The 15,709-nt window shown below is 63.2% G+C and carries 14 protein-coding genes; 10 read left to right on the plus strand and 4 right to left on the minus strand.

The annotated features are described in order from the left end of the window. The first annotated feature begins 18 nt into the window (after positions 1-18). A complete protein-coding gene (locus AC1RQI_RS03895) occupies positions 19-1,119 on the plus strand; it encodes an NAD(P)/FAD-dependent oxidoreductase (RefSeq protein ID WP_481903735.1) in 1,101 nt (366 codons plus the stop codon). 3 nt (positions 1,120-1,122) lie between these two features. On the opposite strand, the gene AC1RQI_RS03900 is transcribed toward AC1RQI_RS03895, so the two are convergent. Further along, the gene (locus AC1RQI_RS03900; RefSeq protein ID WP_481903736.1) at positions 1,123-1,869 is read right to left on the minus strand and encodes a double zinc ribbon domain-containing protein; all 747 of its coding nucleotides are present in this window, start codon (positions 1,867-1,869) and stop codon (positions 1,123-1,125) included. A gap of 56 nt (positions 1,870-1,925) precedes the next feature. Between AC1RQI_RS03900 and bioB the strand changes: the two genes are divergently transcribed. The 9 genes from bioB to AC1RQI_RS03945 all read left to right on the plus strand — a co-directional run bounded on the left by bioB (position 1,926) and on the right by AC1RQI_RS03945 (position 11,475). Further along, positions 1,926-2,981: a biotin synthase BioB gene (bioB, locus tag AC1RQI_RS03905; protein WP_481903737.1), complete on the plus strand. Its 1,056-nt coding sequence runs from the start codon at positions 1,926-1,928 to the stop codon at positions 2,979-2,981. Beyond that, complete coding sequence (gene bioF, locus AC1RQI_RS03910) at positions 2,974-4,137, plus strand: 8-amino-7-oxononanoate synthase (RefSeq protein ID WP_481903738.1); 1,164 nt, start codon at positions 2,974-2,976, stop codon at positions 4,135-4,137. The genes bioB and bioF overlap by 8 nt, the downstream gene beginning before the upstream one ends. Further along, positions 4,134-4,847 (plus strand): alpha/beta hydrolase family protein, encoded by a 714-nt coding sequence (locus AC1RQI_RS03915; protein WP_481903739.1) that lies wholly within the window; start codon positions 4,134-4,136, stop codon positions 4,845-4,847. The genes bioF and AC1RQI_RS03915 overlap by 4 nt, the downstream gene beginning before the upstream one ends. Continuing rightward, positions 4,844-5,647 (plus strand): malonyl-ACP O-methyltransferase BioC, encoded by an 804-nt coding sequence (gene bioC, locus AC1RQI_RS03920; RefSeq protein WP_481903740.1) that lies wholly within the window; start codon positions 4,844-4,846, stop codon positions 5,645-5,647. Before AC1RQI_RS03915 ends, bioC begins: the two co-directional genes overlap by 4 nt. A gap of 23 nt (positions 5,648-5,670) precedes the next feature. Beyond that, positions 5,671-6,372: a dethiobiotin synthase gene (bioD, locus tag AC1RQI_RS03925; protein WP_481903741.1), complete on the plus strand. Its 702-nt coding sequence runs from the start codon at positions 5,671-5,673 to the stop codon at positions 6,370-6,372. Positions 6,373-6,454: 82 nt separating this feature from the next. After that, positions 6,455-6,721: a flagellar biosynthesis protein FlgE gene (locus AC1RQI_RS03930; protein ID WP_481903742.1), complete on the plus strand. Its 267-nt coding sequence runs from the start codon at positions 6,455-6,457 to the stop codon at positions 6,719-6,721. Between the two features lie 108 nt (positions 6,722-6,829). Further along, complete coding sequence (locus tag AC1RQI_RS03935; RefSeq protein ID WP_481903743.1) at positions 6,830-7,657, plus strand: putative metalloprotease CJM1_0395 family protein; 828 nt, start codon at positions 6,830-6,832, stop codon at positions 7,655-7,657. Between the two features lie 115 nt (positions 7,658-7,772). Then, complete coding sequence (locus tag AC1RQI_RS03940) at positions 7,773-9,572, plus strand: acyl-CoA dehydrogenase C-terminal domain-containing protein (protein WP_481903744.1); 1,800 nt, start codon at positions 7,773-7,775, stop codon at positions 9,570-9,572. A gap of 109 nt (positions 9,573-9,681) precedes the next feature. Then, a complete protein-coding gene (locus AC1RQI_RS03945; protein ID WP_481903745.1) occupies positions 9,682-11,475 on the plus strand; it encodes an acyl-CoA dehydrogenase C-terminal domain-containing protein in 1,794 nt (597 codons plus the stop codon). Here the strand turns inward: AC1RQI_RS03945 and holA are convergent. From holA to leuS, 3 genes are read right to left on the minus strand one after another with little or no spacing between them, the layout of a single operon-like run. Further along, the gene (gene holA, locus AC1RQI_RS03950; protein WP_481903746.1) at positions 11,472-12,476 is read right to left on the minus strand and encodes a DNA polymerase III subunit delta; all 1,005 of its coding nucleotides are present in this window, start codon (positions 12,474-12,476) and stop codon (positions 11,472-11,474) included. The genes AC1RQI_RS03945 and holA overlap by 4 nt on opposite strands. Next, positions 12,473-13,027 carry an LPS-assembly lipoprotein LptE gene (locus tag AC1RQI_RS03955; RefSeq protein WP_481903747.1) on the minus strand — a complete coding sequence of 185 codons (555 nt, stop codon included), beginning with the start codon at positions 13,025-13,027 and terminating at the stop codon, positions 12,473-12,475. The genes holA and AC1RQI_RS03955 overlap by 4 nt, the downstream gene beginning before the upstream one ends. A 17-nt stretch (positions 13,028-13,044) precedes the next feature. Then, a complete protein-coding gene (gene leuS, locus AC1RQI_RS03960) occupies positions 13,045-15,630 on the minus strand; it encodes a leucine--tRNA ligase (protein WP_481903748.1) in 2,586 nt (861 codons plus the stop codon). Between the last annotated feature and the right edge of the window lie 79 nt (positions 15,631-15,709).

Consider the following 15,709-nt stretch of genomic DNA (forward strand, 5'->3'; position numbering starts at 1 on the left):
GACTGGTATCCTTTGATCATGGATTCCGAGCAGGTTGATGCGGTTGTTATCGGTGCGGGGGTGGTAGGGCTGGCCGTGGGCCGGGCGTTGGCCAGGGCCGGGCATGAGGTCCTGGTGCTGGAACGCAACGCTCTCCCGGGTGAGGAGACCTCCTCGCGTAACAGTGAAGTGATCCATGCGGGGATCTATTACCCGCCGGGATCGCTTAAGGCCGTTCTGTGCCGTGAGGGTCGTGACCGGCTGTATCACTTCTGTGAGCGTCATGGTGTGCCCCATCAACGCTGTGGCAAGTGGCTGGTTGCCGTCAGCGAGGAGGAAATCCCGGCCCTGGAGCGGCTGCAGGGCAATGCGGCGGACAATGATGTGGCTCTGGAATGGCTTGGCAGCCGGGAGCGCCGGGAGGAACCGGAGCTGGAGGCCGTGGCGGCGCTGGCATCGCCAATGAGTGGCATTGTGGATGCTCATGCCTACATGAGGGCGCTTCAGGGAGACCTGGAGGCTCATGGGGGCTGGCTGGTGCGGCGGGCGCCGGTGGAGCGCATCGAGAGCGTGCAGGGGCGCCATCGGATTCAGGTTGGTGGCGATGATCCCTGTGAACTCAGCGCCGAGGTCGTGGTGAATGCCGGCGGACTTGGGGCGGTGCCGCTGGCGCGTCGCTGGGAAGGGCTGCCCTCTGAAGCGCTACCCCGGCAGTGGTTTACCAAGGGACATTATTTTGCCTACAGCGGTCGTCATCCCTTTAAGCACCTGATTTATCCGCTGCCGGCAGCCGGTGGCCTGGGCGTTCACCTTACTCTGGACATGGCCGGACAGGCGCGCTTTGGTCCGGATGCGCACTGGGTGGATGAGCTGGAGTGGTCCGTGCCGGAATCATTGGCACCCGCGTTTGCCAGTGCGGTCCAACGGTGGTGGCCAGCGATGGAGCCTGGGCGTCTCACGCCGGCCTACGCGGGCGTTCGGCCCCGCATCCATGGGCCGGACGACCCACCCGCGGATTTCTGCATCCAGGGGCCGCAAACGCATGGACTGAGCGGCGTTGTGAATCTGTTCGGTATCGAGTCCCCCGGGCTGACCGCCTCTCTGGCGCTTGCCGACCGGGTTCTTGAGCGGCTGGCATAATGTTTACGGCGTTCTCGCAAGTGCCCAGACCTCCAGCCGCCGAACGCCGGCTTCGCGTAGGCAGTGGCCCATGGCCTCCGCCGTGGCGCCGGTAGTGACCACGTCCTCTACCAGCGCCGCATGGGCTGGTAGATCATTGCCGTTGGAAACAAAAAATGCCTCCTGGAGGTTGCGCCGGCGCTCAGAGCGCGAAAGGTTGGCCTGGGCCTGATAGCCAGGATGGCGCCTTAGCCGGTCTGCCAGTACGGGAATGCCTGTAGCGCGGCTGAACCAGTCCGCCAGTTCGCCCGTCTGGCTGAAGCCGCGCTCGCGCAGTCGGCGCTTGTCCATGGGGGCCGGAATCAGCGCCTGGGGCAGGGTTTCGGGCGTGCCGCAGGCTGCCAGCCAGTTGCGGGCGAGCGCGGCCCCCTGGGCGCGGGCACCGTGATATTTATAGTTCTGGATCATCCGATCCACCGGGCACTCGTAACGCCAGGGGATGCGGCTGAGGTCCTGCGGCGGGTCGGTACGGGTGCACTGCTGGCACAGGCTGGCGCCGCGTTCCCCAATGGACAGTGGCAGGGCGCAGCGTTCACAACAGGGGCGGGTCCCTGGCAGATCGCGCAAGCAGGCGTGGCAGAGCCCGTGGCTCTCATCCGGGCCCAGGCAGATGACGCAGCGGCTCAGGCGGAACCGGTCTGTGTTACCCTTGTTAACCAGTCTGGTTGCTCTGGTTGACAGCCGTCCGGCCATCCTTATCATGGTTTTCATTCGTCTGGGCACCTCCGTGTGGCAGACCATCGATCAGCAGGAATAAGGACACCAGTATGACCGCTTCCGATGCCATCCGTCACGACTGGACCCTCAAGGAGGTCCGTGAACTTCTGGATATGCCATTCAATGACCTGGTTTTCCGGGCCCAACAGGTGCACCGCCAGTGGTTCGATCCCAATGAAGTGCAGGTTTCCACGCTGCTGTCCATCAAGACCGGCGCCTGCCCTGAAGACTGTATGTATTGCCCGCAGAGCGGTCACTACAATACCGGTCTTGAGAAAGAGAAGCTGATGCAGGTGGAGAAGGTTCTGGAACAGGCGAAGGCCGCCAAGGACACTGGTGCCACCCGCTTCTGCATGGGCGCGGCCTGGCGCAGTCCCACCAAGAAGGATATGCCGCATGTGCTGGAGATGGTCCGTGGCGTGAAGGAGATGGGCCTTGAGACCTGCATGACCCTGGGTATGCTCACCGAGGACCAGGCTGGTGAGCTTGCGGAGGCGGGTCTCGACTATTACAACCACAACCTTGATACCTCCGAGCGTTATTACAACCAGATCATTACCACCCGGACGTATCAGGAACGCCTGGATACCCTGGATAACGTGCGTAAGGCCGGCATGAAGGTCTGTTGCGGCGGTATCATGGGAATGGGCGAGGATGAGGATGACCGGGCGGGGCTGTTGCTGCAGCTGGCCAACCTGCCGGATCACCCGGAAAGCGTCCCCATTAACATGCTGATCAAGGTGCCGGGCACGCCCCTGGAAGACGTTGAGGATATGGATCCCTTCGAGTTTGTACGGACCATCGCGGTAGCGCGCATCCTGATGCCGAAGAGCCATGTGCGCCTGTCCGCAGGCCGTGAGGACATGAACGACCAGATGCAGGCGCTGTGCTTCATGGCCGGTGCCAATTCCATCTTCTACGGTGACCAGCTCCTGACCACGGACAATCCGCAGGCCGAGCAGGACCGAGCCCTGTTCCGGCGCCTGGGAATTGTGCCGGAGCCGCTGGCAACACACCGCTCGGACGAGGATGAAGCCGAGGAGCTGAGCCGCCGCATGGAGCAGGAACGCCAAAGTGCCCTGTTCTATGACGCGGCTAATGCCTGATTACGACGCGGAGCTCGAAGCGCTGCGGCAGCAGGGGCTGCTGCGGGAGCGCCGGGTCCTGGATTCTGCCCAGGGCCCGGAGATCGTTGTGGATGGTCGGCGAATGCTGGCGTTCTGCAGCAATGATTACCTGGGGCTTGCCAGTCATCCGGGGGTGACCGAGGCCCTTGCCCAGGCGGCGTACAAGTATGGTGTGGGGGCCGGTGCCTCGCATATGGTCAGCGGCCACCACCGTTGCCATCACCAGCTTGAAGAAGCCCTGGCGGCCCATACAGGCCGTGAAGCAGCCGCCCTGTTCTCCACCGGCTACATGGCCAACCTGGGCGTGATCGCCGCCATGGCCGGCCGCCATGACGTGATCCTCCAGGACCGGCTCAACCACGCCTCGCTGCTTGATGGTGCGCGTCTTGCGGACGCCCGCCTGAAGCGCTATACCCATGCGGATACCAATGCTGCCGCGCGCATGCTTGATGCGGACGAGCGCTGTGCGCTGGTCGCAACCGATGGTGTGTTCAGCATGGACGGCGACCTGGCGCCGCTGGATGGCCTGTCCGCTCTCTGTCGCGAGCGGGGCGTGCCGCTGATGGTGGATGATGCCCATGGCCTGGGTGTGCTGGGCAGCAGTGGTGGCGGCATTGCCGAGGTCCGGGGGCTGGACCAGTCCGCCGTCCCCATACTCGTGGGAACCCTGGGCAAGGCGCTGGGCGTTGGCGGTGCCTTTGTTGCCGGTTCCCGCGCCTTTGTGGATTACCTGTTCCAGAAGGCCCGGACCTACATCTACACGACGGCCATGCCACCGGCAATGGCGGCCGCCACCCTGCGCAGCCTGGAACTGTGCCGGGAAGAGGGCTGGCGGCGGGAGCGGCTGGCGAAGCTGGTGGCCTGGTTCCGGGACGAAGCAGCAGCCCTCGGTTACCGGTTGATGGAGTCCTGGACGCCGATACAGCCCCTGATCGTGGGGCCCTCGGAGCGGGCCATGGCGCTGAGTGAGGCTTTGGCGCGGCGGGATATCCTGGTACCGGCGATTCGTCCGCCTACGGTCCCCCAGGGCGAGGCACGTCTGCGCTTCACTTTCAGCGCCAGCCATACGGATGAACACATGGAGCGCCTGCTGGAGGCACTCAAGGCCGCGCGCAGTGAATCGGGGGTCGCATGAGGCAGGTGGTGGTCGTCGGTGGTTGGGGCATCCCCGCCTCGCCACTTTGTGCCTTGCTGCCCGAGGGGGTAGAGCCGGTGATACTGGATCCCACCAGCATGGCGGCCAGGCATGGCGATCTCCATGCGGCGCTGGCGGCTGTCATGGAAACGGTACCTTGGGGGGTACCCTGGCTCGGATGGTCCCTGGGCGGGCAGGTCGCAATGGCGGCGCGCGAACGGTTTTCCGACAGGGTTGGAGGTGTCATCACGCTCTGTTCCACACCCTGCTTCCTGGAGGCTCCGGGTTGGCCCACCGGTATGGCGGAGGCCGAGTTCCGTGGTTTCCGGGAGGGCGTCCTGGCGGATGTGGAGCAGACCCTGGGGCGCTTCTGTGCGCTGGTGAGCCAGGGTGCTCCTTCTCCGAGAACAGTTCGGCGGGAATTGCAGGCTCAGGATTGGCCGGCCCTCACGCCCGACTATGAACGGGGGCTGGTGAACAGCCTTGAATGGCTGGCAGCACTGGATCAGCGGGCGTTGTGGCAACAGGCAGGTGCCTGGGCCCGGCATCTCTTTGGTGCCCGGGATGCGCTGGTGAACGCCTCGGTGCCAGGGGCGCTTGGGCTCGCCGGTGAGCGGTACCATCTGGCAGCTGAGGCCTGCCATTGGCCGGGGACCGTCCCAGGCGTGACGGATTGGATCAGTAAGACGTTGGAGTCGTTGACCCCATGAATGCCCCCCAGGCCAATCAAGTCAGTCGCCACCGGGTCTCAGAGGATTTCGGGGCCGCGGCTCACAGCTATGACGAGGCGGCACGCTTGCAGCAGCGTGTGGCCCTGAACCTGCTGGCTCGTATGGACCCTCCAGTGGGGGGCGTTGGGCTGGACCTTGGCTGCGGTACCGGTTTCAGCCTGCCCAGACTGGCTGAAGCGTTGGCGCCGGCTGAGTTAATCGCTGCCGATCTGTCGCCTGGCATGATCGACTATGCGCGCTCGCACCGGAGCGTGAACGCGCGTTGGCTGGTAGCTGATGCGGCCAACCTGCCACTGGCCTCGGGCAGCTTGGACTGGCTCCACTCCAGCCTGATGATCCAGTGGTGCGAAGACACCAGTGCCGTTGCCCAGGAGATGGCCCGGTTACTCCGACCGGGCGGCGAGGCCCATCTGGCGACGTTGGTGGACGGAACGCTGACCGAGCTTGAGGCCGCCTGGGCGGAGGCCGACCCAGGGCGGCGCCATGTCAATCGTTTCCTGACGCCAGCGGAACTGGAAACGCGGCTGGCCGCCGGCTTTGAAGGGGTGACCGTTGATGTGGAACCACTGGTTCTCTGGTACCCCGATGTGATGGCGCTGCTGGGTGAGCTCAAGACGCTGGGCGCCCGCTATAAGGATGAACAGCGTCATCGCGGCGCGCTCGGGCCAGGGCGCCTGAAGGCCATGCGCCGGGCCTATAACCGCCATCGGGACCCCGGCCATGGTGTGCCCGCAACCTGGCAAGTGGCCTATGTTCACCTTACCGGCCCCGGCCAATAACCCCCACTCGTTGTGTAACGCTGATGCCAAGACAATCCTTCTTTGTGACAGGTACTGACACCGATTCCGGTAAAACCATCGTCAGCACGGGGCTGCTGCGCCTGGCTGCTCGCAATGGACTCCGTACCCGGGCGATGAAGCCGCTGGCCTCGGGGTGTGAACGGACACCAGAGGGGCTGCGCAACGCGGATGCCCTGGCGCTGTCCGGAGCGATGACTGAATCCATGGCGTATGAAACCATTAACCCGGTGGCATTGGAGCCAGCGATCGCGCCGCACGTGGCGGCCCGGGAAGCCGGGCGCCAGGTCAGCGCAGGGCGCCTGGCGGGTTTCTGCCGGGGTGCCATGACGCGACCGGCGGACCTTTTCCTGGTGGAGGGCGCTGGTGGCTGGCGGGTACCTCTCAATGATCATGAAACCTGGACGGATCTGGTGAAGGAACTGCAGCTGCCCGTGATCCTGGTGGTCGGACTTCGTCTCGGGGCGATCAACCATGCCCTGCTTAGTGCCGATGCGATCCAGCGTGACGGCTGCCGCCTGGCGGGGTGGATTGCCAACCGTTGTACGCCGGAGCCTATGGCGCGCGAGGAAGACACCTTCAACACGCTGTGCGAGCGCATGCCGGCTCCCTGCATGGGGCGCGTGCCCTGGCTGGCATCTGAACAGATGGAGGCTATGGCGGAGGAAGCCGCGCGCCATCTCTCTTTACCTTTGCCAGACCATTAGGCTGGGATCTTATGCCGCTGTTTGAAAATTGAACACTGCTGTGGTGTAATGCATGTGAATACTCTGGGCGTGAGGTGGGCCCGTGATCAGTAATGCGATGTCCTTAGGTGTGAACGGCGTCCAGAATGCTCAAAAGGGCATGCAGGAGGCGGCTGGGCGCATTGCGCGGACGGGGACCACGGACGCCCCTGCTCAGGAGGTTGCGTCGAGTAAAGCCGGTGCTAACAGTGACGGCCTTGCGGAGTCTCTGGTGGATCTGAAGGTCAATCAGCGCAATGCGGAAGCCTCGGTTGAAGTGGTTCGGACAGCGGACGAGATGGTGGGGACGCTGCTCGATGAACGTGCCTGAATCCGGAATGGAATTGCCGTGCAGCTTACATCCATACAGCCAGCAATCACTAATGGCGGCGGTGCTGTAACCCGCAGCAACGCAACCCCAGGTGCAGCTGCCAGCGCTGTGCCACGGCCCCTTTCGTCCAGTGCTGACGGCTCTTTAGTCGCTTCCACGCAATCCGTCAGTACAACGCCAGTTCCTAAGCCTGATCCCACCGCGCCCCGCAGCAAAGACAGCGATGGCGGTGCGGGCGTTCAGGTTTCCATCAGTGAGCAGGGAGGCCAGCAGTCCCCGCAGCAACAGAGTTCGAACCCTTCCTCTGAGGGCAATAGCGCGGACTCGCAACGTCCGGGGTCCGCTCGCAGCGGGAACCAGCAAGAGCGCGGGCAGGAGGCCAGCCAGGGGAACCGTGAAGATCCGGAGCAGGGATCAGAGAGACCTACTCCGGAGGAGGACTCGGTAATTCAGGAGCTGCGTGGCCGTGACCGGGAGGTGCGCCAGCATGAACAGGCTCACCAGGTGGTGGGCGGCCAGTACGCTGGCGCGCCGACGTACACCTATCAGCGTGGACCGGAGGGGCAGCTCTATGCCGTGGGCGGGCAGGTTTCCATTGATACCAGCCCCGTTCGCGATGATCCCAGGGCCACAATCAGCAAGATGCGCACCGTCCGCTCCGCTGCGCTGGCACCGGCCGATCCCTCTCCCCAGGATCTAAGCGTGGCCCAGGAGGCAACCCGCCAGCTGCTCCAGGCACAGTCAGAGCTGCGTTCCAGTAGCCAGAAGGAGGGGGATGACAGCCCCGGTCCAACAGGGGAAACGCAGGCCTCTCCGTCTGGACGCTCCGGTGATGGCGATGCCCGGGTGAACCTTTTCCGGGATGTGGATGATATGCCTTCCCTGGATTCCACCGATCCCCTCAATGCTGAACCCCGTTTCAGCGCCATAGCCTGAATCCCTCCCTTGCTCGGCAAAATGTGTTCCTGGTGGCTGTGTCCCTTGACATCAGACCCGGCCCAAACGTATGTTTCAAACACCCGTTTAATTGCATGAACCGAGGTCGAAAACCATGCCCCAGTACAGAGCCCCGCTGCGTGACATCCAGTTTGTCATGAATGAACTTCTGGACGCTGAGACGCATTACCAGCACATTCCCGGCGGCGAGGAAGCCACCCCGGACATGGTGGATGCCATTATCCAGGAAGGCGCCCGCTTTTGTGAGGAGGTCCTGTCGCCCCTGAACCAGACCGGCGATAATGAGGGCTGCCAGCTGGAAAACGGTGAAGTGAAAACGCCGAGCGGCTTCAAGGAAGCCTACCAGCAGTACATTGAAGGTGGCTGGCCCTCCATGACTGGTGATGTGGAGCTGGGTGGCCAGGGGCTCCCGAATTCGCTTTCCATGGTGATGAGCGAAATGGTGGGCACCGCCAACTGGTCCTTTGGGATGTATCCGGGGCTGAGCCATGGTTGCATGTCCACGCTGGAGGCTCACGGCTCTGAGGAGCAGAAGCAGACCTATCTGCCCAAGATGATCAGTGGTGAGTGGACGGGTACCATGTGCCTGACCGAATCCCACTGTGGTTCCGACCTGGGCATCCTGCGCTCCAAGGCGCAGCCCAATGCCGATGGCAGCTATCGCATTTCCGGCGAGAAGATCTTCATCTCCGCCGGCGACCATGACATGGCAGAGAACATCATCCACCTGGTACTGGCCCGGCTGCCGGATGCCCCTGAAGGGACCAAGGGTATCTCCGTGTTCGTCGTGCCCAAGTTCATTCCCGATGCCAATGGCAATCCCGGCGAGCGCAACGCCGTCTCCGTGGGCTCCATTGAGGAGAAGATGGGCATCCACGGCAACGCCACCTGCGTCCTCAACTTTGACGAGGCCATCGGCTACCTGATTGGCGAGCCGCACAAGGGGCTGAGCTACATGTTCACCTTCATGAACATTGCCCGTATCGGCACCGCGATCCAGGGGCTGGGCTCCGCTGAACTGTCCTTCCAGGGTTCCCTTGAGTATGCCAGGGAGCGTCAGGCCATGCGGGCGCTTTCCGGCGCGAAAAACCCGGAAGGCAAGGCGGACCCGATCATCGTGCACCCGGACGTGCGCCGGATGCTGATGACCCAGAAGGCGCTGGCTGAAGGCGGGCGTGCCCTGATCTACTACGCGGCTCAACAGGCGGACATCACCACGCGCAGTGAAGACCCTGAAGCACGCAAGGAGGCCGATGAGCTCCTGAGCTTCCTGACGCCGATCGCCAAGGCGTTCCTCACGGAGACCGGTATCGAGGCTGCCAACCTGGGCGTTCAGGTCTACGGCGGTCACGGCTACATCTCCGAGTGGGGCATGGAACAGATCGTGCGGGACGCGCGCATCGGTGCGATCTACGAGGGCACCACCGGGATCCAGGCACTTGACCTTCTGGGCCGTAAGGTGCTGATGACCCAGGGCGAATCCCTCAAGCGCTTCACCAAGAAAGTACACCTGTTCTGCAAGGAGCATGGTGACAACAAGGAGCTGGCCGAGTTCATCGAACCACTGGCGGCCTTCAACAAAGAGTGGGGCGACCTGACCATGAAGCTTGGTTCTTCGGCCATGAAGAATCGTGAAGAGGTGGGTGCGGCCTCCTACGATTATCTGATGTATTCCGGTTATGGGGTGCTCGCCTACCTCTGGGCGGAGATGGCCGAGGTTGCCCATCGCAAGCTGCAGGAGGGTACCTCCGAGGAAGCGTTCTACAAGGCCAAGCTCCAGACCGCGCGCTTCTACTTCCAGCGCATGCTGCCGCGGGCCAAGGCCCACGCTGATGCCATGACCAGTGGCGCCGAGAACCTGATGGAAATGCCGGAGGAACATTTCGCGTTCTGATCAGGAATAAGGTCCGGTCAACCCAGAAAAGCCCGCCGCGTGCGGGCTTTTCTGTGAGAAAGCGCGGTGTAGAATACGCCGCAGAACTTTACAGCATGAGGATCAATCCATGGCGGACTACAAGGCTCCCCTGCAGGATATGCGCTTCCTGCTCAATGAGATTTTTGATGCGCCGAGGCAATGGTCATCGCTGCCCGAGCTGAGCGAGAGTGTGGACCCGGAAACAGCGGACGCCATTCTGGAGGAAGCTGGGAAAATCGCAGCAGGCACACTGGCGCCCATCAACCAGAGTGGCGACGAGCAGGGCTGCCAGTGGCAGGATGGTGAGGTCACCGCGCCCGATGGTTTCAAAGAGGCCTATCAGACCTTCGCCGAAGGGGGATGGGTCGGTCTTGGGGGTGACCCGAACTATGGTGGCATGGGCATGCCCAAGAGCCTGGTGGGTCAGGTCGAGGAGATGATGCAGGGGGCCAACATGGCCTTTGGGCTCTGCCCCATGCTCACTGCTGGCGCCTGCCTGGCGCTGCACGCCCATGGCAGTGAGGAGCTCAAGGAGAAGTACCTGCCCAGGATGTACGACGGCACCTGGTCTGGCGCCATGGACCTGACCGAGCCGCACGCGGGTACGGACCTGGGCATCATCCGGACCAAGGCCAAGCCCAATGACGACGGCTCCTACAATGTCTCCGGTACCAAGATTTTCATCACCTGGGGCGATCACGACATGGCGGAGAACATCATCCATCTGGTGCTCGCCAAACTGCCGGATGCCCCTGCCGGCCCCAAGGGAATCTCTCTTTTCCTGGTGCCGAAGTATCAGGTGAACGAGGATGGTTCGCTGGGCGCCCACAATGGTGTTTCCTGTGGTTCGCTGGAAGAGAAGATGGGGATCCACGGCTCGGCCACCTGCGTGATGAACTTTGACGATGCCCGCGGCTGGCTCGTGGGTGAGCCCAACAAAGGGCTGATGGCGATGTTCACCATGATGAACTATGAGCGCCTCGGCGTGGGCATTCAGGGCGTGGGGGCGGCGGAAGCCTCGTATCAGCACGCCCTGGCCTATGCGCGCGAGCGCCTGCAGAGCCGTTCCCCCAACGGACCCCAGGCCCAGGACAAGGCAGCGGATCCGATCATCGTGCATCCGGATGTCCGCCGCATGCTGCTCAAGATGAAAGCCCACACCGAGGGCGGTCGTGCCTTTATCACCTATGTCGCGCAGTGGCTGGACCAGGCCAAGTTCGCCGAGGATGCCGAGGCAAAGGAAAAGGCGGATGGCATGGTGGCGTTGCTGACGCCGGTGGCCAAGGCCTTCCTGACCGATAGGGCGCTGGATACCTGTGTCATTGGTCAGCAGGTCTATGGTGGCCATGGCTACATCCGCGAGTGGGGTCAGGAGCAGCTGGTGCGTGATACCCGCATCACCCAGATCTATGAGGGCACCAATGGCATCCAGGCCATGGACCTGATGGGGCGCAAGGTGGTGGCCAATGGCGGCAAGTACTACGAGCTGTTCGCCAACGAGGTTGCGGATTACATCAACGCGAATCAGGACGACCCGACGATCCAGGCGTTCACCCAGCCCCTGGCGGCGGCGCTTGAGCGCCTGTCCGACGTAACGGAGAAGGTGATCAAGGCGGCGGACGGTAACCCGGCGGAAGTCGGGGCGGCGGCCGTGGACTATCTGGATCTGTTCGGGCTTACCGCCGAAGCCTATCTCTGGGTACGGATGGTTCAGGCGGCGGCTCCGAAGGCGGAAGGGGATACCTCCGGCTTCTACAGCGGTAAGGTCAAGACCGCGCGCTTTTTCTTTGATCGCATCCTGCCGCAATCGGTCGCCCTGGCGGAATCCATCCGTAATGGGGGCGACAGCATGATGGCGCTTGACGAGGCCGAGTTCGGCTAAGCGGAGAGCGTTTCGATCAGGGCGGCAAGGGCGGACCAGGGCGGCAGCGCCGGGTCCTTGCCCTTGCTGGCCTGGTCCACCTGCCTGGCCTGTTGCCACGCCCTGCTGATGGAATGGCTGTTGTGTCGGCGAGAGGCTTTTTCCAGCGCTTTTCTGAGAGGCGGCTGGCGGACGCCGTTGTGCTTGAACCAGGTGGCGGCGTTGCTGCCCTGGCGCAGACTGTGCTGGAGGTTGGTGAGATGCTTCAGGTCCCGCTGGAGAACGCCCAGAATGGCGAGTGTGTTGGTGCCTTCCTCCTCCAGGCGTCGCAGCATCCGAAGCGCATGGATTCGGTTGCCAGACAGCGCTTCGGTACTGAGCTCGAAGGCATTGTAACGGCTGCTGTCCTCAACGCCGCCAATGGCCACCGCATCATCCACGGGCTCGTCGCCGGCCACCACCCTGAGCCGTTCCAGTTCCTGGTGTGCCGCGAGCAGGTTGCCTTCCAGGCGCTCACTGAGCTGGGCCACGGCGTTGCGGGTGAGCTTCAGGCCCATGGCCTCGGCGCGGCGTGCAAGCCAGCGGGGGAAGTCCGCCGGGTCCACCGGCCAGACGGGGACATGGAGTCCGACCTTCTGCCAGTGCCGGAACCATGACTTGCTGGTTTCGCTGCTGTCGAGGCGGGGACCGGACACGACCAATACCACATCCTCCGGCGGGGCCTTGGCGAAAGCTTCGAGAACCTCGCGGCCCTTGCCCAGCTTACCGCTGTGCAGGCGCACTTCGATACGCCGTTGGCTGGCGAACAGAGACAGCGCCTGGGCCTCATCATGAACCTGCTGCCAGTCGAACTGTGGATCCGTCTGGAAGACGGTACGCTCCTCGTACCCCTCCGCCACGGCCCGCTCCCGGATACGGTCACAGGCCTCCTGGACCAGAAGCGGTTCATCGCCGGTTACCAGGTAGGCAGCGTCCAGGCGTTTGGCAAGCTGGTCCGGGAGCTGTTCGGGACTTACCTTCATTCATTAGTGTCCTTGCTGCGGTCCTGCTCGCGGCGCAGCTGGCGGATGCGCTGTTCAGTAAACGGCATCAGCCGGCGCGTGATCCGCCGGATCAGCCGTTGCTGGAGCAGCCCTTCCATGCCCTTCTGCTCGCGTTCTCCCGCAAGCACCTGTTGCTCATCGGCCTGGTAGAACTCGCTGGCGCTTACCTCGGTCTCCGCAAGCAGTGGAATACCGTCCTGTGTGGTGAGCTCCATGGTTGTCCGGGCACTGAGTTCGTATTCGGCGGCGGCCGCGCGTTCATTCAGGGCGCTGGTACGCCGTTGTTCGCCATAACCGCTGAGGGTGAGGTGGTACGCTGGGGATTGCTCATTGGTTGCCCGCACCTGGTACAGGTCAAGCCGGTCGCGAACCCCCGAGCATACCGGCTCGGGCACTTCCTGGTTGCAGGAAAGGGCCAGCGGTGCCAGGGCTTGCGGCACCATGGCCGTGCCCCGAAGCTGGAAACCGCAGGCGGAGAGAACGGTGGCGAGCGCCACCGTTAGAAGGGATTTCCAGGCGGCCTGCGCCATGGCGGACCTCCGGCGGATCAGTTGGCGACCACGTTGACGAGCTTGCCGGGCACGACAACCACCTTGCGCACGGTCTTATCCGCGATGAAGCGCTGCACGTTGTCGTCCGCGAGGGCCAGGGCTTCCAGCTGGTCGCGTTCGGCCTCCGCGTCGGCCTGGATGCGCGAGCGCAGCTTGCCATTGACCTGCACCACCAACTCGATCTGGTCTTCTTTCATCAGGGACTCATCCGCAACGGGCCATTGTGCATCCACCACGGCGGTGTCATGGCCCAGGGCCTGCCACAGCTCGTGCGTGATGTGCGGCGCCACGGGCGCCAGGACCAGCACGGCGGTTTCCAGTACCTCCTGAATCACGGCGCGGTCGCCGTCACCGCGAACCTCAAAGCGCCCGGCCTCGTTCAGCAGCTCCATGACGGCCGCGATGGCCGTGTTGAAGGTCAGGCGCCGGCTGAAGTCGTCCGTGACCTTGGCAATGGTCTGGTGGGTTTTGCGGCGCATGGCCTGCTGGTTTTCATCCGCCTCGCTGGGCAGGGCATGGCCGGTGCTTGCGGCCGTGACGTGCTGGTGCACCATGCGCCAGAGCCGGCGCAGGAAGCGGTGGGCACCCTCCACGCCGCTGTCGGACCATTCCAGGGCCTGCTCGGGCGGAGCAGCGAACATCATGAACAGGCGCACGGTGTCGGCGCCGTACTGGTCAATGATCGCCTGCGGATCGATGCCATTGTTCTTGGACTTGGACATCTTGGTCACGCCGCCGGGGTAGACCGGCTGGCCGTCGGACTTCAGCGTGGCGCTGACCACGTTGCCCTTGCCATCGTACTCGGCCTCCACGTCCTGGGGCGAGAACCATTGGGTGGCACCGTTGGCTGCTTCCCGATACCAGGTCTCGGCCAGCACCATGCCCTGGCACAGCAGACGGTTAAAGGGCTCGTCGCTGTTGACCAGGCCGACATCACGCAACAGCTTGTGGAAGAAGCGGGCGTACAGCAGGTGCAGGATTGCATGCTCGATGCCGCCAATGTACTGGTCCACGGGCAGCCAGTAGTTGGCCGCCTCGGGGTCCAGCATGCCGTCGTCCTTCCAGGGGCTGCAGAAGCGCGCAAAGTACCAGGAGGACTCCATGAAGGTGTCGAACGTGTCCGTCTCGCGGAAGGCCGGTTCCCCGTTGTAGGTGGTCTTTGGCCATTCGGGATCGGTCTTGAGCGGCGACTGGACGCCGTCCATGGTGACGTCTTCGGGCAGTGTAACCGGCAGATCGTCTTCCGGTACCGGCGCGGATTCGCCGTTTTCAAGCGTCAGCATGGGGATGGGCGCGCCCCAGTACCGCTGGCGGGAAACCCCCCAGTCGCGCAAACGGTAGTTGGTCTTGCGTTGCCCGATGCCGCGCTTTTCCAGGTCCTGTGCAATGGCCGAAAAGGCCTCGTCCGAGCTCATCCCGGTGTAGGGGCCGGAGCTGATCAGGAGGCCTTTTTCGGTGAAAGCTTCCTCGTAGGTATCCACGTCCCGTTGGTCATTGGGGCTGATCACCTGGCGGATGGCGATGCCGTACTTGCGGGCAAATTCGTGGTCGCGCTCATCATGGGCGGGCACAGCCATGAGGGCACCGGTGCCGTACTCGTGCAGCACAAAGTTGGCCACGTAGACGGGGACGCGCTCACCGGTCAGCGGGTGGAGTGCGTAGAGCCCGGTCTCCACCCCTTTCTTCTCCATGGTCTCCATATCCGCGGTGGAGGCGACCGTATTGCGGCATTCCTCGACGAAATCCGCCACTTCCCGCGAGCGCTCGGCCGCCTGTTCCGCCACCGGGTGGCGCGCGGACAGGGCCATGTAGGTGACGCCGTAAAGCGTGTCCGGACGGGTAGTGTAGACCCTCAGGGTCTCGCTGCCGTCCTCCATTTCAAAGTCCAGTTCCACGCCTTCGGAGCGGCCGATCCAGTTGCGCTGCATGGCCTTGACCTGCTCGGGCCAGCCGTCGAGCTTGTCCAGATCGTCCAGCAATTCATCCGCGTACTCGGTGATCCGGACGAACCATTGGGGAATCTCTTTCTGTTCCACCACGGCACCGGAACGCCAGCCCCGGCCTTCCACAACCTGTTCATTCGCCAGCACCGTCTGGTCAACCGGGTCCCAGTTAACAGTGGCGTTCTTCTTGTAGACCAGCCCCTTCTCATAGAGCTTGGTAAAGAACCACTGTTCCCACTGGTAATACTCGGGATCGCAGGTGGCCAGTTCCCGGTGCCAGTCGTAGCCGAAGCCCAGGCGCTTGAGCTGGGTCTTCATGTGCTCAATGTTCTGCCGCGTCCAGCTGGCCGGTGCCGACTGGTTCTTGATGGCCGCATTCTCAGCCGGCAGGCCAAAGGCATCCCATCCCATGGGCTGCAGTACGTTCTTGCCCTGCATCCGCTGGAAGCGCGCGATCACATCACCAATGGTGTAGTTGCGCACATGCCCCATGTGCAGTCTGCCACTGGGGTAGGGGAACATGGAGAGGCAGTAGTACTTGGGCTTGCCGGGATCTTCCCGTACCGCGAAGACATCGTTGGTTTCCCAGTACTGTTGGGCTTTGCGTTCGACGGCGTCGGGGCGGTAATGCTCTTCCATGGGTTCGGGTGCCTTATGCTTTCGGATCGAAAAATGGCTGTTGCATCGGGAGAGGACTCATTCTAGCGTAGAGAAAAGG

The organism is Salicola sp. AFF1, from assembly GCF_056783195.1.